The following is a 20,957-nucleotide window of genomic DNA, read 5'->3' as shown; positions in this document are numbered from 1 at the left end:
ACGCTGCACAGGTACATCAATGACGACCCGTCTGAGTACCAGGCTCTCTATTCAAAAGTCATGGCGTCAGACGAACTGGTGCGGATCTCTGACGGACCTGACGGCATTCGCTATTCGACGAAGGAAATGATCGACCTGGAAACTGGCATGGCACGCGACGTCTCGGCCATGTCCGGACGTTCCAGTCATGGTGTCAAGGATAGGCATGTCGATCGCGCCATTGACCGGCAGGGCGATGCGATACGGCGTGGCGTCGCTGCCGGCTTGCCGGATGACCTGGCCGCCGATCAGCGCGCGCGCCTGATCCAAGCCGCCGGGATGAGCGAAGAGCAGCGTGATGCCGTCAGGCATATCACTGGTGACCAGCAGGTGTCCGTCGTTGTCGGCTTCGCCGGTGCCGGCAAGAGTACCATGCTGGCGGCTGCGAAGCATGCCTGGGAAGCGGAAGGCTACACCGTCCATGGCGCGGCGCTTGCGGGTAAGGCCGTCGCCGGAATGGAGGAAAGCGCGGGCATTGAGGGACGGACACTGGCGTCATGGGAGATGCGCTGGAAGATGGGAACGGCGCAGTTAGGGCCACGCGACGTCATGGTCATCGACGAGGCCGGCATGGTCGGGTCGCGCCAGCTCGCCAGGTTCGTCTCCGAGGCTGAGCGCACCGGCGCCAAGCTCGTGCTGGTTGGCGACCATGAGCAGCTTCAGGCGATTGGCGCCGGAGCGCCCTTCAGGGCTATTGCCGAGGAAGTTGGCTACGCCTCTGTCGAGGACATACGCCGGCAGCGGCAGGACTGGCAGAAAGACGCCTCGCGCGCCTTCGCCACAGAGAGGACAGAGGAGGGGTTATCGGCCTACGAGCAGCGCGGCCACGTCCATCTGAAAGCCGACCAGGACGCGGCCCGCGCTGGTCTGGTGCGCGACTATGTCGATGATATGGAAGCCCGGCCGAATGGCACCAGGGCGGCCATGGCGCATCGTCGGGTCGATGTTCGCGCCATCAATGACGACATACGCGTAGCGCTGAAGGGCAGGGGCCATCTGCAAGGCGATGAGCTTGCCTACAAGACCGAGAATGGCGAGCGGAACTTTACAGCGGGCGACCGCATCGTCTTCCTGCAAAACAACCGCGACATGGATGTGAAGAACGGCACGCTTGGCACGGTAGAGGCCGTCGAGCATGGCCGTATCCTAACGCGGCTGGATGGCAGTGACCGGGCGGTGGCCATCGACGCCACGGAGTACAAGGCGTTCGATCATGGTTACGCCACCACGATCCATAAGACGCAAGGAGCGACCGTAGACCGCGCCTATGTGCTGGCCTCGGAGACGATGGAGAGGCACATGACCTATGTCGCCATGACCCGTCACAGGGATATGGCGACGCTCTACGCCGGTGAGGATCAGTTCACAGACACCGACGCCTTGAAGTCCCGACTTGGCCGCTCAGGCGCCAAGGAGACCGTTCTGGACTATGTAGATAGCCACGGCCGTCGCCGCGATACCGGCCAGCCGGTCAGGGACACAGAGGCGTTCGCCAGACGGCGCGGCATCGATAGCGATATTGTCTATCCGGCCGGGCGCCAGCCGTCTGGTCAGGTGCGCGACAAGGACGGGGAACACGATCTATCGAACGAGCTATCCCAGCCGACGAAGAAGCGCAGCATGTTCGCCGGCCTGAAGCTGAAGGCGAATACGTCAGAGCGTGATAACGACCGTGGCAGGGAGAACATTGAAGAGCGACCGGGCAGACGCGGCACATCACCGCTGGAGAAGGCGACAGACCGATATGTCCGCGCCTACAGCGATGCCGCCAAAATGCAGCGGGAAGGCTTGCCGATCCTTGAGGGTCAGAAGCAAGCGCTGAACGAGGCATCGCGGTCTCTTGACCAGGCGCAGCCCGGTGCATCCAGCGTCATGGAGTCGGCCCTGCGGCATAACCCTGCCATGCGGCAAGCCATGATGGATTTGTCGGGGGAGGCGCGAACACAGACACTGATCACCGGCATGTCACAAGAGCGCCTGGCTTTGGATGACCCACACGTGCGCGCCGAGCGCTTCATGGATCGTTGGAAGTCGCTGAGCGCTCGCCAGCAGAGCTTGCAGGGCTGGCAGCACGACGAGGCCCGCGCGCCCGTGGAGAAGGCCATGCGCGACACGGCCAAAGAGATCGCCCGCGACCCACAGGTGGAATCGTTGCTTCGCAATCGGCGTCAGGAACTGGGGCTCGCCAAGGCTGGCGGTCAGGACAGCATCAGTCGTGAGCTGGAGCGATCAATCCAGCGCGACCGTGACCGTGATCGGGGATTAGGACTTTAGGAGGGGAAAGAATGGTGGATGACAGGGCATCGACAGGCGGCGAGGATGATGGTGACGAGGCAACCAGGGCGTTCGAGGCGCTACGCAAATCCATCGACAGACGCAATACAGCGACGACCGCGGAGTTGAAGGTAATCCGCAAGGGCGTCGAAGCTCTGTTCGATCAGGTAGAAACTTTGCAGGCGCGTCCTGACTATGCCGAGGACCTGGGGCAACTCAAAAAAGGTGTGGTGTTCATCGCAGAGCGGCTGAAGGGCCTTGAAGCGTCGCCCATGGTGCAACAGGGCGTCGGGGCGTTTGAGCGCGCCGGGGAGGGTTTAGTGAAAACCGCCGCTCAGGCGTTCGACCAGAAAGCGCAGCGCTTCGATAGTGCGGCGTTTATGCTTGAACGTATCACCCAGGGCCTGCGCAATCGGCGTGACCTGCGATGGCAGATCGCAATAGCGGCAAGTTTCGGCGTCATCACCGGCGTTGTGTTGTTACTGCTGCTTCCCCGGCTTCTGCCATTCGACGCGGACAGCCATGTCGCGGCGTCCGTCATCGGAAAGGATCGTTGGGAGGCCGGGTCAGAAATGATGAAAGCCGCCGATCCGGCCAGTTGGGCGCTGATCGCCGCTGATGCAAGGCTTGGTAAGGACAATGCGGATGTTCTGACGCAATGCCGGCAGGCGGCGCAAAAGTCGGGCCAAACGCAAAGGTGCACTATCAAGGTGACGCCGGGGAGGCCGTAAGGGGCCCTTTTTATCTTTCGAGAGGCTCCGGCCCTGAATTGCTTCTCGCTTTTTGCGCGTATTTTGGTAGTGTGTCTGAAGTTGTAGGGCGGGCATATGACACCTTTGGACAGACGAACAGGCAGGGGTTCGCGTAAGCTGATAATCGGCGATGCACCTGGCCTAATACTGTTACAAAATATGCTTCTCCGGCTAAACCGGAGTGTGCGTGCGATTGTCGATCGTGTCCACAACTCAGCTCTTTGTCCCGACAATCCGCGCGCAGGCAAGCGTAAGGCCGAGATGGCTACGGCGGTAGCATCGTCCTTGGCTCTGCATGGTTTGCTAGTATTCTGTCTGCTGTTGTCGCCGCTTTCCGATCTGAAGGGCAATGCGGGTCGCAGTGAAGGTTCTGTTGGTATAGGAGACGGGATGTCTGCCATCACCGTGCAGATTGTGACTGTACCGCAGATGATCGACAAAGCGAAAGTGCCTCAGGACGTTACAGTCGATGGTGCGGTTGATGAAACGCACACCTCTATGAGCGAGACTTTTGCAAGACCCGACATGTCCGCCACTAAGACCGATACGCCTCCAGCGTCTCAGTCCGAAGTTGCAGGGCATGTTAATTTGGAAGACGCGAAACCAAACGCCGCTGCAAATCTTTCCGGCGGAGCCGCTCCGGGTGTCATCGACGGTCATCTCACCCTCTTGCAGCAGATCGCCCGTTGTCTTCCACCGAATGTGCGACCGGACCTAAGCCCGGCGCATCTTCGACTCGCCGTAGCCTTGAATGGTACGCTTAGCGCTGTCCCCATGCTCACCGTGGATGTGGCCAGCCTGGACCGTGACCAGCTTCGGGAGGCCAACCAGATCATTCAGGCCAGCCTTCAATGTGGTCCCTATTCATTGGGCGGTGATCAGAACGCGGCGGAGATCGATGTGCCGGCAGACTTTACGGTCCTCAATAATCCAGCGTCATGAAATCGCAGTGACGAATATGCGAGATTGTGATCAGGGCATAGATATGAAGGAGAAGCTGACATGAAGCGTTTCATCCAGATAGTTGCGACCCTGTCCACGCTGTCACTTATAAGTGGCTGCGGAGGCTCGGAAACGCATGTCAGCTTTGGTGGCAAGGCGAACGGCCAACCGGTCTTCTGTATCTCGGCCAAGCCAAACTGTGCGGCGCCCGGTGCACCGCTACGTAACCTTCAGGTGGAACAGGTCGATGAGGCGGGTAAACTCGTCCGGGTGATGTGGCGCATCGATGCGCCAGCAGGATGGGGCGGGTTCAATGAGAGCGACCGGATTATCTATGGTGTGTTACCCGTAGGATGGACGACAAAGACCCCACCCACTGGCCTCACCTATGGCCAGCACTATCGGGTCAACAAACAGTATGGATTTTCCATCACCGCCAATGGACTCATCATGCAAGAAACCGGGCGATGAGATCAGGGCCTGGTTCGGCGGCCATTGGCATTGACTTGCTCCCCCAAAACCTCCACCCATGCCAATAGGGTCATGATTTAATGGATTATTCTCTTCCCCACTTCGCACACGAAGGCTGGCGACATTACTATGAGGCCGCATTTTATGTCAGTGCGTTTGACCGATGGCTAACCGATGATGAATTCAACGCAGAGCCTGTTGTCTATTATGATCAGGCGTTAAGAGACGGGCATACTGAGGCGTACATGCGCATTGAGGCCAGATATCTTGACCTTTTGGAGGCTTTGATCGACGGACAGGTGGTTTTGTGCCAGAGAGTGAACCATAAGCACCAGGTCCTCACATTTCATATCAAGCGCTTCAAGGGCTTAGGCTCACAGCTTCGCCGCCAGCTTTCCTGGGGATTGCGCGAGAGGCCGGGGCGAGGCGATAACGACATTTACATTCCCCACTTGGGACTGCGGATCATGTTCAATCACGACATGACACACTTTCTTTATTTTAAAGACGCCTCAATACTACCGGTCGTTAAAAACCTGATTAAACGGGCAGGCTTCTTTACGCTTGAAGATGATTGTGACGGAATGGGCAATCCATCTGTAGCCGACTTTTGGCGAAGACGCTTTGGAACAAAGCTGATTTCCAGGATCACCTGAAATAAGGGGGCGGCCGGTTTCCGTCTCTTTAGCAACCAAAACCATCCTAAGACAGCGCTCCTCCGCCCTGCCAGAGAGCCTACTTCCGGGTGGACAATTCTACACAAGAGCTGTAGGTCAACCAACCATATCTTAGTGATATTGCAAAGAAACAAAACAAGTTATTGATAAAAACGCCATCTCTGTACCCTTCCGCAGAATATCCAAATAGAAAAATATACTGACTTAGGATAATAAGAGAAAAAATAAGATAAATACTTTTATATTTTTCAATATTCTTTTCAAGAAGAGAAAAAACACAAATTATGCAATAAATTGCATGCATCCATATAAATGGAAACGACAGCGTTTCTATCACCACATTATTGTGTTCGGTATATAACGAAAGAACATATCCTGGATCAAAAACCCCAAACACCGCTAGTGAAAAATTTACGACAATAGAAATAACTATTATCGTTAACGATAATATCCTCAAAACCATACTATTGATAGTATTTAACATTATTTCCCTTGTGATTATACCTTACTGGCTCATTTAGCGTTCGAGCCGCCGCGCGTTCAGGCCCGTTTATAACGCGCTTTTCCTCGGCGTTCTCGTATCCATCAAAGGTCGGCCAAGGAAACACACTACCAACGAGGTGAGATAGCTCGTGACCTAAGCCAAGATCTGGCGTCTGTAATTTGCCATTATCAGGCCCGCCACATACTTGCAAATAGGAGTTCGGGTCCCAGTTTACATTTCCGCCTTGTGCGGAATTGTCATGACCATTGTTGGTCTTAATCCAATGGTTCGCCTTATCAGCCTCTAGCTTGTCAATTGTGCGCTTCATGCCAGGGTCTTGTTTCAAATACTTTAGCGCTTTTTGGACTCGTGAGTAGTCACGATACTCCCCTCTAACCCCTATTTTAAGGCCATCTGGATCAGTCAAATCATACGGTTTCCCATCGACATAGGCATAGGGGTTTTGCCCGGCATCGATGCCAAGCGGATCGGCTTCGATGTAACGGCCCAGGCTTGGGTCGTAATCGCGGTGATGGTTCTGGTTGAGTCCGGCACCTGCGGCCTCGGATTGATACCACTGACCTGGCAGGCGGATATCGATATTGGCGCTGGCCGTAGCGAAGACCTGAGCCTGGCCGAATGGGGTGACATAGGCGTCCCACACCTTGGTTTTGGCCGCGTTGGTCATCATCTGCGGCTCGTTCAGATGACCGCTGTGGATATAATAGGTGACCTTGGTCGAGCCGGTGGAGTCGATGACGGCCAAAGGTTTGTCATCGAGCCAGACATATTCCCTCAAAACCGCGCCGGTGTAGCCGTTATGCTCGGCAATGAGATGGCCCGCTTCGTCAAAAATGTAATGGATCTCGGTAGAGGTTGAACCACTGATCAATCGCCGCCACACACGCTGTTCGCGGTAGTCATAACCGTAATTAGCGGCGTCCACGTTGTCAGAACTTGTCCTAAAACGAGGGCGGCCGATCTTGTAGGAGGTATTGATTCAGGAAAAAATTGGAAATGAGTAGTACCGCAAGAAAGGCGTTGCCTAACAACGCCTGCGATGCGAACTGGCTCCAAAGCCCCCAGTTTGAAACCAGGACAAATGCGCAGACCAGTGGCGTGATCGACATCATAAAGACAATCTTCAAATGTTCCGAACGGGCGTAAATACCATTAAAGCAACAAGTAATACCGATCCACAGATGCAAGAAAATGATGGGCACGGCATAACTTAGGTCTTTGAGACTTACGATTTCCTCGTACAGCGATAAAATGTAGCTAGGTAGGAACACAGAGACAATCCCCGTTGCAGCTAGGCACAAACCGACCGCAACGAGGATTCCACCCAATAACTTGCTAAGAAGACTAATAAGAATATTTGACAATGTTTCCACCATGGTTGTATCGCACAGGCTCACCCAAGGTTCTTGCCGCAGCCGTTTCGGGGCCGGTAATGACACGCTCTTCCTCGAAATTATCATACTGGAAATGTGGTAGCTTACCATACCATAATGGATCGACCAAGTGCGCGAGCTCGTGACCTAAGCCCAGATCGGGCGTCTGTAATTTGCCATTGTCAGGCCCACCACATATTTGCAAATAGGAGTTCGGGTCCCAGTTTACATTTCCGCCCTGTGAAGAATTGTCATGCATATTGTTGGTCTTGATCCAGTGATTTCGCTGATCAGCGTCCAGTCTGTCGATAATTTTTTTCATGCCAGGATCTTTCTTTAAATACTTCAGCGCCTGCTGAACCCTGGCGTAGTCACGGTATTCGCCGCTTACTCGGATTTTCAATCCTTGCGGATCAACCAAATCATAAGGCTTCCCGTCAACATAGGCATAGGGGTTCTGCCCGGCGTCGATGCCAAGCGGATCGGTTTGGATGTAGCGGCCAAGGCTGGGGTCATAGTCTCGGTAATGGTTCTGGTTGAGACCGGCACCTGCGGCCTCAGCCTGATACCACTGACCCGGCAGGCGGATATCGATATTGGCGCTGGCCGTAGCGAAGACCTGAGCCTGACCGAAGGGTGTCACGTAGGCGTCCCACACCTTGGTTTTGGCCGCATTGGTCATCATCTGTGGCTCATTGAGGTGCCCACTGTGGATGTAGTAGGTGACTTTGGTTGAACCGGTGGAGTCGATGACGGCCAGCGGCTTGTCATCAAGCCAGACATATTCCCTCAAAACCGCGCCGGTGTAGCCGTTATGCTCGGCAATGAGGTGGCCCTCTTCATCAAAGATGTAATGGATCTCGGTTGAGGTCGAACCGCTGATCAACCGCCGCCACACGCGCTGTTCGCGGTAGTCGTAACCGTAGTTGGCGGCATCCACGGTGTTCTTCTTAACCACCACCAGCCGCTGTCTGGAGCTGTAGTGATAGCTGTAGGTATCGCCTCCGGTAATGGCGTCTGTATAGAGGTCGCCCCCGTCGCGGTAGGTCAGGGCGCGCTTGACCACGCCGTTTTCGTTTTGCACCTGGGTCAGGCGGTTGGAATCCCCGGCGGTGATCTCATTGTTCGAGGTCGTAACCCCGCCCACGGTGAGGTAAGAACCGATCCGGTTGCCTGCGCCATCGTAGTCATAGGCGTTCTGGCCAAACGGACCGCCCGCCCAGCTCAGACGGCCGGAGTCCGACAGCGACATATAGACCGTCCGACCCGTGGCGGCATTATCAACGATCTCACCCAGACGGCCATCGTCGTAATAGTCGTAGCTGAGATCGAACTTCGCCGTCGATCCGTCCTTGACCTGTATGCGCGTCAGCCAGTTGTTGAGATTATAGGTGTCCGTTAGGGTCAAGCCATTGCCGTAGGTCAGGCTCTTCAGGCTGCTGAACGGTTGGTAGGCCACGGACGTTGCCACATTGGACACCGTGCCGCTGGAGGTGGGTTTGGTGGTGATGGCCGTGACCAGACCGCTGTTGTCGCGGGTGAGCGTCACGACCCGGCCCGACGGCAGGGTCATCTGGGTGACATCGCCGTTGATGTCGTAGGCGTACTGAACACTATAGCTCAGGCCGTTGATGGTCTTGGCATCCGTCGTAACCCGGCCCTGTGCATCATAGGTATAGGCCGTGGAACCGGATTGCTCGGTCACACCGGTCAGGCGGCCATTGCCCTTATTGCCCGACGCCGTTGCGTCATAGGTAAAGGTCTGGGTCTCCCACGACGCGCCGGTGAAGGTGCGTGAGGTCAAACGCCCCGCGTTATCATAGGCGTAGTTAGTCTCGACCGTATCGGCGTCCTGGGTTTTGGTCAGGCGGCCAGCGGCATCGTACCAGTAGGTGGTCGTACCCTTGTCAGGACTAACCTCGCGTATGACCTCGCCAAAGCCATTGGTGATGCGCGTGGTCTCCAGATCACGCCCGTCCTTATGGCTGGTCAAGGTATTGTTGGCGGCATAACCGTACTTGACCTTTTCGGCTTCCGGATTGGTCTCTTCGATCACGCGATTCAGGGCGTCAAAACCGGTTTGCCAGACCTTGTCGCGCCCATCCGTCGTCTGGGTCAGGTTGCTGACCTTGTCATAACCCAGACGGGTTGAGGTGGTGCTGGCACCGCCCACTGTGCGCAGGAGACGGCCCATCTCGTCATAGACCATCGACTGTTGCGCTGTGATCGTCGCCGAAGCGTTCTTCACCACCTGAAGGGTGGGCTGGCCTTCGGCGTCCGGCGTCAGATCAATGGTTTCATTTTTCTCGTTCTTAATTTTCGTCAGGCGGCTGGCGGCGTCATAGGTGTATTCCAGATACCCGCCTGTCGGCAGGGTCATCTTCGTCATATTACCCACCACATCGTAGGTGTAGGCATATTGCGACTGACTGGCCCCGGGATTCACCGTCGAGGTCAGGACCCGGCCGTGGATATCGTAGGTGAAGGTGGTCGAGACGCTGTTGGGATCGACCACGGTCAGAGGCCCGCCACGCCAGTCCCAGGCGGTAATCGTCGTGGCCTTACCCACCTCATCGGTCACTGAGGCCAGATAGCCATTGGTGTTATAGGTATAAGCGACCGTATCGCCCGTCCCCGACAGCGGGCCATCGATACTTACCAGTTTACCTGTGGCGCCGCCTGTCGTGCCGTAGGTGAACGTCCAGGTCCGCGTCTGACCATTCGTTGAATAAGGCACCGTCTGCGAGGTGGTGTCGATCTGGCTCAGCGTGAGCACCTGACCCACGCCGTTATAGGTATAGTTCGTCGTCAGCCCCGGCGCGGCAATCTGGGTGGGCTGGCTGAAGCTGGTATGCCACGTGATGTTGGTCGTGCGCGCTTGTGGCGTCCCGAAAGCCTCAATGATCTGGGTCGGATGGCCCGCCGCATCGCGGGTGTATTTCGTGACACGACCCTCTTCGTCAGTTTCCTGATCGAGTTGTGTGCTGGCATTGAAGCCCTTCGGCGAATTTGAGGCCGTGACATTCGTTGTCGCTGTGCTTGACGCGCCGGTAAGCTTGAAGCCGGAAGTGGTGTCGTAGGTATAGGTTGTCTCTCGCCCGAAGGCGTTTGTCACCTTACGTGTGTCGGCGGCGCCACCTGATGACGTATAATCAACAACAGCCGCAAACTCCCCATTAGGCCCTTCGCTGCGTGTGGCGCGCCCCTGACTGTCGTAGGTCACCTTCCATCGCACGGCGTTCGTGTGGTCGAGTATCGCGGTGATCGCATTGGGGAAGCTGGCATTGCCGTACTGATAGGTCGTGCTGTCGATCACGGTGGCGGATGCGTTCAGATATTCCACCTTGGTCAGCGGCGAGTAGTCCCCCGAGGCGTAGGTGTATTTGATCTTGTACCCGCCGGGGAGGGTCACGTCCTTGACGGATTGAGGCACCGTCGTCGCCCCTTGCGTGGCAGTGTTCCAAGTAAAGGTCATGGCCTTACCCGCTTGGTCCGTAACGCTTTGCAGGGCATTGTTGCTATAGGCGAACGTCAGAGTCGTACCGTCTGGCCGCTGCACGCTTACGGGATGGGCGGCATTGTAACCACCGCTGCCGGCGGGCTGGTAGGAGGCCAGAGTCCAGAGATTGTCGTCGCGATCGCGCAAAGTGAAGGTGCTCGAACTGGTCCAGAAGGCATAATCGGCCGTGGGCCACGATCCGGTCAAGGTCAGGGTCGCATCCGTTAGATTGGTAGCAGAACCGTATTGTTCTTCGGGTTTCAGTGAACCATCTGACTGACGCTTGAAGGTCTGAGCCGAGCCACCCGGATATACGATCTTGAAGGCCGCGTCTGTAGGGCTAGAGTGATAATCGATGACCATCTGTATGTCATAACCGATCGTCCAGTTCCTTAAGGAAGTGAATGTGCTGCCAATGAGATAGACCCCTCCGTTGGGGCGGCTATTATAATGCCTGTCCAATAACAGCGTCCCGTCGGACGAAGCAAAGTCTCTGGCGGAAAACCGCTTGCTGCCCGTCAGTGTGTTGATTGGGTGAGGAGTGGTGGCCACGGGCATGGAGCCGTTATTGGCGTCGCAGTCACATTCCTTGTCATTACTTGTGACGCAGTACCCAGGTGCCCGAGCAATCCATCCGGACTCACCCCATTCGTCACAATGAAACTCTTGGGTTTCATCAGCAAAGCCATTGAAGGTGCATCGCTTGCGATACCAAGCCCCCGTTGGCACGATCCCCTTTAGCCAAGGCTCGTATTCGGCATTGCAAACTATTGCCGTGTGGCATTCAAGCTTTATCGTCTCATCGACCTGTGCCGTTCCTTCGAGCGTTGTAACCGCACACCATCCAAGCGTTCCAGCGGGCGCATTGGCGGGCTTTAGAATTTGTGCATAAACCCAATCGTCGCCGTTGGTGCCCTCGGGGTTGTACATCACGAAATTGTATTCGGTGTAGGGCTCTTCCTGGGCATGGCTGACGTTTGGGAATGTGGCGACCAGCGCGACCCCCAAAATGGCTAACAGGATCAAATAGAATTGCCGAACGCTTGTTTGGACATACGTCATTGCAGGCAGTAGCATACCGCACCCCACCGATAAAATAAGATGAGAGGATACTACTCATGCGGAAAAGTTGGAGTCCATAGTTCGCGCAATGCGACTTATTTGCAGCTTATAGGATATTTTACGCACCCGCCTCGCAATCTAATGTGGAATTTTCAATATCTACAATGCATTGGTGACCGCGAAAGCTAAGCGGTATTCAGATAACGGATCAATTCGCGGCCAGTGCAGCCTACTTCCCACACGTTCACTTTTGTGTGATTACATGTAAGGACGTTCCATCGCGATAATGTGATGGGTAATAAACTCCGAGGTCCATCGCAAGAAGCCGGAGGTCAAAGCCATGGCCCGGAGGGTGTTGAAGGCCAACAACACGAAATCCCAGATCCGTGCTCATATCGAGCACGTCTTTGCGGTCCAAAAGCATAAGATGGGCCTGTTCGTGCGCACCATCGGCATCAAACGGGCTTGGCTCCAACATTGTCTACAACATGAAGAGATGGGTCTGGCTCGATGCCCGAACTGCGCCGACATAACCGCGATACCGAGGTAAAAGAGACAAAATCGGACCACTACCAGGACAACAGACGGTCGAGTGCATGTACCAAACGCCCTTAAGGCTCGAAAGACGCCCGACGCGACGAGATCAAACGGTTTTTAGAGCCGTCCAACTTGGTCGTCTTACGCCTTCGACGACGATCGCGCAGTCTGCACGTCCGCTCAGCGAAATTGTGGATGCTAATTGTAAATAACCCCCGCGGTCTCGGCACATGAGAGACTCCTAGTGTCCCCAATGAGGGTTGAAGGAGATCACATGCACATTCACCTAAAAGACATCATAGACATCTGCCTGGCCCCACAAGTGGCCATTGTGCTCATTCAAGTAGCGCTTGCCGAGTTTGAAGCCGCGCGGCGTAGGCGGAAAAAAACTTCATTTTCTAGCACACCATTTAACACAAGTATTTTTTAATGGTATAAATTGTCTTTAGATTCATGAGGATGTGCAATTTTCGCTCAGGCTCATAACCTGCAGGCTGGCAAGGCACTGCTACCTCTCATGAACTTTTGAGTCGGGCTCTAAGATCCATTCGTAGATTTAGAAGTGAGAAAAAGGCTAGCGCCTCGTTCAATTCAAATAACGAAATTGGGACGGTTCACCATCTGCCCAAAATACCCCCAATCCTTCAGCATCTCTACATATTCATCCAACCCTGCGCTCGAATAAAACTCAAAATTTACCTCCGAAACGATGAACCTTTTCCCATACACGGTTCTAACTTGACCTACGCCCTGCGTCACATCAATGCCGATTCCGGCTATCGATCCAAAATCAGGCAGAAAAATTGGGAAGCTCAAAGGATCTGAGTGCATCCCCATTAAAACGTATTTGACATTCAGAGTTTCGAATTTTTGAATAAAAACTCCGACCATACGAGTCCTAATTTCAAGCAGAGACTGATCATTGCTCATAAGGTCACACATTTCGCTCGAGGCATTTCAAAGGCATTTTATTCAGTCAATAATCTGCTTTCACTCTAAAATATTGCTGGTTGAATTTCAATTGCGCTTCTCCTTCCACTTGGGGTGACGAAATTGATGTGCGGATAGTTGTGCGGATTGTCTTTTTCAAGATGCGGTGGATCAGTCCGCAGGTAAGTGCCGCCAGATGCTTCAATTAGATCTCTTGCTTCCCTTTCGGTCGGAACATATCGCCATGTACCAACGCCACGTATAGCCTCGGCATTTACTGTCGATCTGACGAGCAGAACGCCGAGGCGCTATGACTGGTGATTTATCGCGTTCTTTTTCTTCGAGGTAGACTTTCGAGTGGACCGTCTGCGAAATCACACACGCGCAGAAATATTGCGTGACATCAATCTGCCAAAAGGGCACGCAAAGCGAAAACACAAAAAGTTGATAAATATGGCTTTACATTGACACGTTTTTTGACACACCTACTATCAACACTCATAACTACAATGTAATTAAATCAATTAAAACAAATAGAAGCGATACAACAGCCCGGTAGCTCGTCAGGCTCATAACCTGAAGGTCGTCAGTTCAAATCTGGCCCCCGCAACCAGTCTTTTAATAAAACAAATCACATAGATAGCCGCCTCACAAGGCGGCTATCTATGTTCGAAATCCACCACCAGCTACCGCATAGCTACCATTTGAAGCAAAAAGACACACACGGAAAAATGTGAACAACAGCGGATAGTGAAGTCGGTCCATACAAATGGGCGCCAAGTCGACATTGTCTCAAACAATAGATGCGCCTTCAAGCTGGCCATCCGCGATTCCGACGTGGCACTTGCGAGCCGGTTGGAACCCTGGATAGCCGATGGCGGCGACTATACGACTGACATTGTCGAATGGCTTTATCGGTATCACGCATACCCGCTCTTGTTCTCACGGCTTGCCAGATATGACGACGCAGCCCACTCGCCTGTCGAGGCGGGACTATGGAAGACCGCAGCATCGCACAATCAGCCCGAGGCGCTTGCCATGATATGGGATTACGGCCACGCTCTGAACTACCTTACGCCGGCGCAAGTCAAGGCATGTGACAGCGCGGTGGCGGCTGGCGACGAAGCCGGGATAGCCGACCTCTGCATCAAAACGTCTTTTTCGCGCGCCGAGGCGGTCTACGGGGCGATCAAGGCGAAGGACACGCCCCGAGTAAAAAGCCTTCTTGCAGAAACCAGCTCCCTCACGGAAGACTACAAACCACAGCTCGAGAGTTATATCGCCAAATTCGGACTATCTGAGATGCTGGAGTTGCTGCCGCCCCGGCCGCAAAAAGCGGAATATTTCACCGGCCATCTGTCTCTTTCTGCTGCCGTCAACGGTCAACGCAGTTTGAATAACCGCCGAATGTATGACGGTCCGTTAAAGAAAGAACTAGACGCGTGTGTGTTGCCCTATATCAGCTACCCTGCCGATGCGAGCTGGCCTTTTTCTCCCGTAGGGTCGGCAGTTTTGAACAATGACCCGGTTATGGCGCGCGGTTTGGCCAAGCGCGGCTATAAATGGCTTTCCAGGGAAGTGCAGTCCCTACCTCCAATAAGCATGGGATTGGAAGACGCCGTGCCGGGGTCGAGCCTCCGTATGTATGACGGGATAGAGGACAGTGAACGGTATCCATCGCGGCCAGCGGATGAAAGTTTGTGGCAGCGTCTCAATCTATTTCTCCCGGTAATCGCGGAGGCTGAGGGGCCCGAAGGTTTGCGTGATATCTTCGAGGCGTCGGCCAGGTATGGCTGGAACGATGTCATCGACCTCACCATTGCAGCGGGTTTCGATGCCAAAACGACAAAAGGGCCCGTAGAAATCTGGCGCAATTGGGCTGGCAGCGGTTTTTTTGGACTATGCAAGCCATCTACTGGCCGGAAGCTACTGCACCTAGGACTGCCCTTAGGACCGGTTGGGGAGGACAACTGGACCGTCCTTCGCGTTGCAGCGGCCGGTTGTCGTGACCCTCAGGCACTTCGCTTCCTTGTTACTGAGGCCGGCGTTGACGTCAACGAGTTAGGCGGGACAATGACTGCCCTTGATGAGGCCATGCCGCGTTCCCGACCCGAGATAGTTGCGGTCCTGAAGTCGCTGGGTGCTAAAAGCGGCAAGGAACTGGTGCCAGAGAAAATTGCTGAAACGCGGCAAAAAGTCATTGCGGAAGGCGCCGATCCAGATTTCTGGGAATGGGATTAACATAGATTGTACCCATCCTCGCAGCACCAGCGTAGGATGACCGGGCGCTATCTCAAACGATACGATCACGGGCGGATTCTACTCACTAGACGTCGCAACCCGTTTCATTTCCGCTCCTACTCGCGATGCAGCTTAACTATTGCGCTCCGTAATATGGGCCGAACCCCGAGCCGTGGTCGACCAGCGTGCCAGAAAACAGCTTTGCATCGCGGCGGATTTCAAGCGTCTTGTCCCATAGGTGCAGCTTAGCTACACCGTCCTTATCATAGGGCAGATACAAGCGGTCACCTGCCACGAACTCCCCCCCGGCTTCCACAGTGCCTACGCGAAGTTCGGCATTGGTGTCAGTCCCGGCATCGACCCGGATGTCGATCGTAATGTCCCCGGGGGCCGCGTCGGGATCGGCAACGGTCTCATAAGGTAGGTAGCCGGCTTTTTGCATGCCGCTCCAAAAATTCCAGCCTCGCGCCGAAATGTCGTAGCTTTTACGCTCAGCGCTTCCAAGGCCGTTGAGCGGCGACATGGGAACGCATAGCGTGACATCGCGCTTGCTGATCGCACTCGATACATGGCCCGTCCCACACAGCAGACGGTCGCGGAAGCGCATGCCGTCGGGTTGATAACCGATGGCCTGCCACTCGTAAACGTAATCGTCATCCTGGAAAAGGTAGACGCCGAAAGCCGGTTTTGGCGCATTGACGATGCGGTGGCGCTCGACTCGTTGGGCCTTCAAAGTCAGCACGGTCGTATCCTTCTTGAGCAGTCCTGATGTGACAGACAGGGTCTCAGGCTTCAGGCGCAACGTCCCCCATCGCCACGGCATCTCGTCCTGAGGCGCGATAGTTGCTTCTCCCGGCTGATACCAAGGCGTGTAGCCCAGATCCTGGTCGATCGGGCCCGATAGCGCGGGTTTTGGGTCACTGTCTCTGGGGAGATCGATGGACGGGGCCCCATAACTCCGGCTATCTTCGTGGTAGGCCGCCTGAATAACTTGGTCACCTACCAGGATCCGTGTCAGCGCGGGTGTGCCGCCCGCCGGCTCGTTGCGGATTCGCAAGCCGTTATACGGACCATCGGGAAAGAGTCCCCAGTAGGCCGGCCTTGGGGACAAGTCGGTGCGGCTATCCTTCGCGGGACGTTCGGCATAGAGGCCCAACGTCATAGCTTTGGCGGGCGCGATGACCGACTCCATCTGCGGAAAGTCGATATCGTAGCGCTTCTGATCGACCAGCTGCGAAGCATAAGCCGGTGGCGTGGGGTAGTAGACGACCTTGCTCGTGCCGTTGGTGTAATAGACGATAGGATGCGGCTGGAAATAACCTGCCATCTTGCCGTCTGCCAGCTTTTGCAGACAGATGATGTTCCAGCCGTCGCGATCCAGGTTAATGCCCCATTTGAAGTGGTAAGGTCCGCACCAAGCTTCAAAAATGCCCGCATCTTCTGCGGCACGGCGAAACTGCGACTTGTAGAAAACGGTACCCTTGGTAAGGATCAGCGGCGTGCGAAAATCCGATGGCAGGGGAAGGTCCTGCTTCAGTTGGGCGCGCTCACGCCATGCCACCTTGGCGCTGAGCAGGGCAGACGGCTCACCGGCACCAAGCTTATTGTGTGGATCGGGCGAGATCAGTTGTGTGGGAGCGACACGAACAAAGCTGGCGCCGAAGGTCCGGTCGATATAGGCGTCGAAGGCGGTGACGGCTGTGCCGGTCGCTTCCGCCGGAGCCGATGCCGCAGGCATGGCAATCGAGGCGATGCTCAATACCATCATGGCCGCGATCGGGCTGACAGTAGACATATTCAATCTCCCCCTAATTTTCCAGCTCATGGTGTGGTGAGTTCCAGCTTTGCCATCATATCATTTTCCGTCCTCTTAAGAGAGATACGCCGACGAAAGTCTTGGGTGCCGAATGTTATTTTAACCTCGCCGTCCCTCTGAACCAAAACTTGGTCCATCAGTTCAGGCGAATTGCCGTTAATCCGCCATCGCTCTGATCGCCACCGGTGCCGATGTAGAGGATGTTGTTGCCGAGAGCCAAATGACCGCCCTTCGGATAGCTCCATACAGCTGCGTGGCTTGTGATATCGATGGCAAATGTCTGAGTAGCGCTTGATAGGAACACCAGATTATTCGTGGCGATGACGTTGTTATAGAACAACCCGCCGCTGGCGCCAGTCCAACTCCATAGCGGTAGATCGTCTTTTGCGCCTTTGGCAAGCAATCCGCCCGGTGTGATGGTGATACCGCCGACAAAGCTGTAATTATTTATGGCGGTATAGACCACTCCGTTTGCCACTGCGGGAGTTACGGAAAAGTGCTGAGTGGCATCTTCCCATCCGCTGGAGTTTGGCGTGCCGGTCCCAAGGAAATAGTTCATCAACTCACGTGTTTCATAGGTTGCATTCAAACGGCGCCCGGAATAGGTCGTGGCGTCGGTCGTCCCATGAAAAAGGATGACGTCCCCGTTCGGCTGCAAAATGGGGGCGCCGTAATAAGGGCCAGGCTGGGAGAAATTCATATTGTCCGCTCGAGTGCTGACCTGCGCACCGGTTGAACGCGCAAAGACGTCAAGTCCCCGGCCATTGTAAAAATAGACTTTGCTACTGTCGACGGCAGGGGTTTCGGCTCCCCGTATATATTGCGCGGAACTGGGCGCAGCTTGCCAGAGCAGGGCGCCGTTCGCGGCATTGAAGGCGAACACGGTGTTTACTGAGATACCCATACCAAGAAAGACAACGTTGCCGTCAACCACCGGCGTCGCGAGGTCTGTTGTGTTGCTAGAATATAATGGCGTTTGCCACGCGATCGCTCCTGTCGATGCATTCAGAGCATAGAGAGACACATGGTTGAGGTCGGGGGCGACCTGCACATACACGAAGCCATTGCCGTAAGCCGGCGCGCTGACATTGACCGTTGAGCCGAAATCATCCTGCCAGGCTTTGGTACCGTCCGCACTTTTCAGCGCAAAGAGGGTGCCTTGTCCGTTGTAATCATCGTTGGTTATGTAGACGCGTCCATCTCCGGTCGCGATCGGATTAATGTAATTGGTTGATTTGCCAGAGGCAGGGCGTTGCCAATCCCACAAATGCGCAAACTGAGAGGTATTGTAGGTGGCCGCCACGTAGCCGGTGTGAGCGCTATTGCCTTGCACTGTCGTCCAGTCAGGACCTGACGTGCTGGTATTAGTGCCGCCACTAGTGGTGCCTTGTCCAGATCCGCTCGATCCACCGCTACCTCCGCCACCGCATGCGGATAGGGCAACCAGCCCTAAAATGAAGGCAAGTTGGGAAACGCTCTTTATCATATTACCCGCCGGAATAGTGCTCGATCTATGGTCACATTACACCGGATTCATAATGTACACGTAAAGGTAATGTCAATGGCGCCTGCGACTTAAAAGTTCTAAATCAATGCCTTGATTTAGAATGACTATTGTCACAAAGGACATGCAATTTAGGGCACTTCCAAGCAAGACAGTCGACCGAAAGACACTGCACAAGCGTTGACGCCGTTCGCCACTCGCAATGATCTCCAACTGCGCCATAGTCACCCAAGAAGTTCATCGATGTCCTGGCTGGCCATAATGTACGATTTCTGACAAGCGGTTGGAATGCGTTGATGGGCTAAGGTGATAGCTATTTTTTCAAGGTAGATGACCAGTGCCGGCATCGCGGGACATTTACGAATCTCCGGTCTCGGGCAAATTACAAATTAGGTCTGGCTTTTTCTGCTTCGGGCGCGTAGTGGCCCAACGCAACCGCTCAAAATTTTTTAAAAAATTGGGTGATGAGAGAATAGATATATACCACGGCGACAGTGATAAAGCCGGCCACAAAGATGGAGATTATCGCGCCTCTAAAACCCGGATCGGATAGAGAAGTCTGCTCATCATCGTATAATTTATAGGCTAGACCTAACCCGATTAAAAATACTACAGCCATTACCAGTTGCAAAAGGTATTTAAGTTTCCAATCAAACCTTTTCACGAGCGTTCTCCTTTAGGTCAAATGCCGACTTTTACGATGAACTAGTTGCGTATGTCCGGTATCTGCATACCTCAACGAGCGCGAAATGGCCGCTTCGGGCGCTTATGGGGCTTGCCAATGGGAGGGGGCTATTTGCACTGCAAATTACAAGAATTTCATTGGGCTAGAGAAAACTCTGGCGGATTGCATCACTAACAAACGGTGCGACTAAGCAATCCGGATATATCCGCGAACGACAAGACCTCGTTCGGTCATCTCCAGCGGCAACCGCCCGAGGCCACCAAGAATGTCCATGGCACCTTGAACATCCTGACGAACATGGCGGGCTGGAATCGTGCGCTCGTTCCGGTATTCTGCGAGACGCGGGAACAACAGCCACTCAATTGATCGGAGCGGGATTGAACCGAATGAACTCGTGTCGCCCCATGGCCGAGGTACGTACAAACCGGCGCCTGGATTTCCTATTCGTTCTTCGGGGCTTTCAATGAACTTGAATATGCATTGGCGCAGTTCCAGTTCAGGATGCGCTTGAATTGCAGAAAACACTTTTCGCCACTTGGTGTCCGACATAAGCGAACCGCTCGTTGTGCGACGTACACAACGGTCAACCTGGTCAAGTTCGGTGCGGTCATGAACAGCCATGTCGAGAGGCTATAGTATTATCCATCCTCTGTCAGCCATCTCTCAGAAAAACGTGTGTCTTTCGGGCGGCCGCAGCAAACTGGCTGTCGACCGCCCGAAGTTGCTTATAGATCAATCTGTTCTGCCATTTCCAAAGCATCATCGACCTCGATACCAAGGTATCTTACCGTGCTTTCCAACTTCGTGTGTCCGAGCAAGAGCTGCACAGCACGTAAATTACCCGTCTTGCGATACAGCTGAGACGCTTTTGTTCGGCGCATTGTGTGCGTGCCGTACATGGTGGTCTCCAGACCGATACTCTCAACCCACGTGTGAACGATCCGTGAGTATTGCCGCGTCGAGATGTGAGGGCGTTGTTTGGATCGGCCTGGAAACAGGTGACCGGAGCCACCCGCGGGCAAATGTTCGAGCAGCCGCTCGACGGCCAATCGCGTGTGTTCGGTGATTTCGAATTTCACAGGTCGACCGGTTTTCTGCTGAACGATCGATGCTCTGTCGCGCACTTTTCCGGCCTGGCAGAGGTCGTTGACCCGAAGGCGGACCAGGTCGCAAGCTCTGAGTTTACTATCGATGGCTAGGTTGAACAGTGCAAGGTCTCTTGGAGATTTGGACAGCTCCAGCCTCACGCGGATTGACCAAACATGCTTCGGCTGAAGCGGTTTCTTTTGACCAACCAGGAGACCCTTGTTCCATGGGGGAATGTGGCAGTTGAATAGATCTTCAGACATGACGGTTTCTCCGCCAGGATCGTGTCCCGGTACGTGGTGTAACTGAGCGCCTGGCTTCAGTGTTTTCCGAACAGGTCCGGGTTTGTCGTCAGTTGGCCACTGCTGGCATGCTGAGTAGTGGATCATCGCTCACTTGGGCGATGGTTTCAAGGGTGATATAGCGTCCGCGTTGAACCGCCCATTCATCGTTTTGTTCGAGCAGGATTGCGCCGACCAGTCTGATGATGGCGTCATCGTTGGGGAAGATGCCCACGACGTCGCATCGGCGTTTAATTTCACCGTTGAGCCGTTCGATAGGATT

General features: G+C 54.6%; 16 protein-coding genes. 6 read left to right on the top strand and 10 right to left on the bottom strand.

Going from position 1 to position 20,957, the window contains the following annotated elements; all coding sequences use genetic code 11:
- From traA to B060_RS0121680, 5 genes are all read left to right on the top strand, one after another.
- A partial coding sequence (gene traA, locus B060_RS25565) for a Ti-type conjugative transfer relaxase TraA (RefSeq protein WP_040401925.1) occupies positions 1 to 2,313 on the top strand: 2,313 nt, incomplete at its 5' end.
- An 11-nt stretch (positions 2,314 to 2,324) separates the two neighbouring features.
- Positions 2,325 to 3,044 carry a DUF6118 family protein gene (locus tag B060_RS0121695; RefSeq protein ID WP_018083911.1) on the top strand — a complete coding sequence of 240 codons (720 nt, stop codon included), beginning with the start codon at positions 2,325 to 2,327 and terminating at the stop codon, positions 3,042 to 3,044.
- Positions 3,045 to 3,455: 411 nt separating this feature from the next.
- Positions 3,456 to 4,007, top strand: coding sequence for a hypothetical protein (locus tag B060_RS0121690; protein WP_155847937.1), 552 nt, complete (start codon positions 3,456 to 3,458; stop codon positions 4,005 to 4,007).
- Between the two features lie 60 nt (positions 4,008 to 4,067).
- Complete coding sequence (locus tag B060_RS0121685; protein WP_018083909.1) at positions 4,068 to 4,478, top strand: hypothetical protein; 411 nt, start codon at positions 4,068 to 4,070, stop codon at positions 4,476 to 4,478.
- An 80-nt stretch (positions 4,479 to 4,558) separates the two neighbouring features.
- On the top strand, positions 4,559 to 5,134 hold the full coding sequence (locus B060_RS0121680; protein WP_018083908.1) for a hypothetical protein: 576 nt from the start codon (positions 4,559 to 4,561) through the stop codon (positions 5,132 to 5,134).
- 485 nt (positions 5,135 to 5,619) lie between these two features.
- Here B060_RS0121680 and B060_RS28280 read toward each other — a convergent pair whose 3' ends face one another.
- From B060_RS28280 to B060_RS27470, 4 genes are all read right to left on the bottom strand, one after another.
- On the bottom strand, positions 5,620 to 6,585 hold the full coding sequence (locus B060_RS28280) for an RHS repeat domain-containing protein (protein WP_018083907.1): 966 nt from the start codon (positions 6,583 to 6,585) through the stop codon (positions 5,620 to 5,622).
- 419 nt (positions 6,586 to 7,004) lie between these two features.
- Positions 7,005 to 11,558, bottom strand: a complete 4,554-nt coding sequence (locus tag B060_RS25560) for an RHS repeat-associated core domain-containing protein (RefSeq protein ID WP_162149144.1) — start codon at positions 11,556 to 11,558, stop codon at positions 7,005 to 7,007.
- Positions 11,559 to 12,722: 1,164 nt separating this feature from the next.
- Positions 12,723 to 13,061 (bottom strand): hypothetical protein, encoded by a 339-nt coding sequence (locus B060_RS0121650; protein ID WP_155847940.1) that lies wholly within the window; start codon positions 13,059 to 13,061, stop codon positions 12,723 to 12,725.
- A 46-nt stretch (positions 13,062 to 13,107) separates the two neighbouring features.
- The gene (locus tag B060_RS27470) at positions 13,108 to 13,266 is read right to left on the bottom strand and encodes a hypothetical protein (protein ID WP_155847941.1); all 159 of its coding nucleotides are present in this window, start codon (positions 13,264 to 13,266) and stop codon (positions 13,108 to 13,110) included.
- Between the two features lie 545 nt (positions 13,267 to 13,811).
- Between B060_RS27470 and B060_RS0121640 the strand changes: the two genes are divergently transcribed.
- Positions 13,812 to 15,302, top strand: coding sequence for a hypothetical protein (locus B060_RS0121640; protein WP_018083902.1), 1,491 nt, complete (start codon positions 13,812 to 13,814; stop codon positions 15,300 to 15,302).
- A gap of 136 nt (positions 15,303 to 15,438) precedes the next feature.
- Here B060_RS0121640 and B060_RS0121635 read toward each other — a convergent pair whose 3' ends face one another.
- From B060_RS0121635 to B060_RS0121605, 6 genes are all read right to left on the bottom strand, one after another.
- A complete protein-coding gene (locus B060_RS0121635) occupies positions 15,439 to 17,097 on the bottom strand; it encodes a hypothetical protein (RefSeq protein WP_023447450.1) in 1,659 nt (552 codons plus the stop codon).
- Between the two features lie 157 nt (positions 17,098 to 17,254).
- Entirely contained in the window at positions 17,255 to 18,604 is a 1,350-nt protein-coding gene (locus B060_RS0121625; protein ID WP_081606989.1) for an outer membrane protein assembly factor BamB family protein, read from the bottom strand.
- A 457-nt stretch (positions 18,605 to 19,061) separates the two neighbouring features.
- Positions 19,062 to 19,286: a hypothetical protein gene (locus tag B060_RS0121620; RefSeq protein WP_018083898.1), complete on the bottom strand. Its 225-nt coding sequence runs from the start codon at positions 19,284 to 19,286 to the stop codon at positions 19,062 to 19,064.
- Between the two features lie 207 nt (positions 19,287 to 19,493).
- Positions 19,494 to 19,928, bottom strand: coding sequence for a DUF6678 family protein (locus B060_RS27465; protein ID WP_330217093.1), 435 nt, complete (start codon positions 19,926 to 19,928; stop codon positions 19,494 to 19,496).
- A gap of 104 nt (positions 19,929 to 20,032) precedes the next feature.
- Positions 20,033 to 20,656 carry a tyrosine-type recombinase/integrase gene (locus tag B060_RS0121610; RefSeq protein WP_018083896.1) on the bottom strand — a complete coding sequence of 208 codons (624 nt, stop codon included), beginning with the start codon at positions 20,654 to 20,656 and terminating at the stop codon, positions 20,033 to 20,035.
- 88 nt (positions 20,657 to 20,744) lie between these two features.
- The coding region (locus B060_RS0121605; protein WP_018083895.1) for a transposase at positions 20,745 to 20,957 on the bottom strand (213 nt) is incomplete at its 5' end.

Source organism: Asticcacaulis benevestitus DSM 16100 = ATCC BAA-896 (assembly GCF_000376105.1).
Lineage (GTDB): Bacteria > Pseudomonadota > Alphaproteobacteria > Caulobacterales > Caulobacteraceae > Asticcacaulis > Asticcacaulis benevestitus.
Note: the sequence above shows the minus strand (reverse complement) of the source record. Positions and strands in the feature narration are given on the sequence as shown.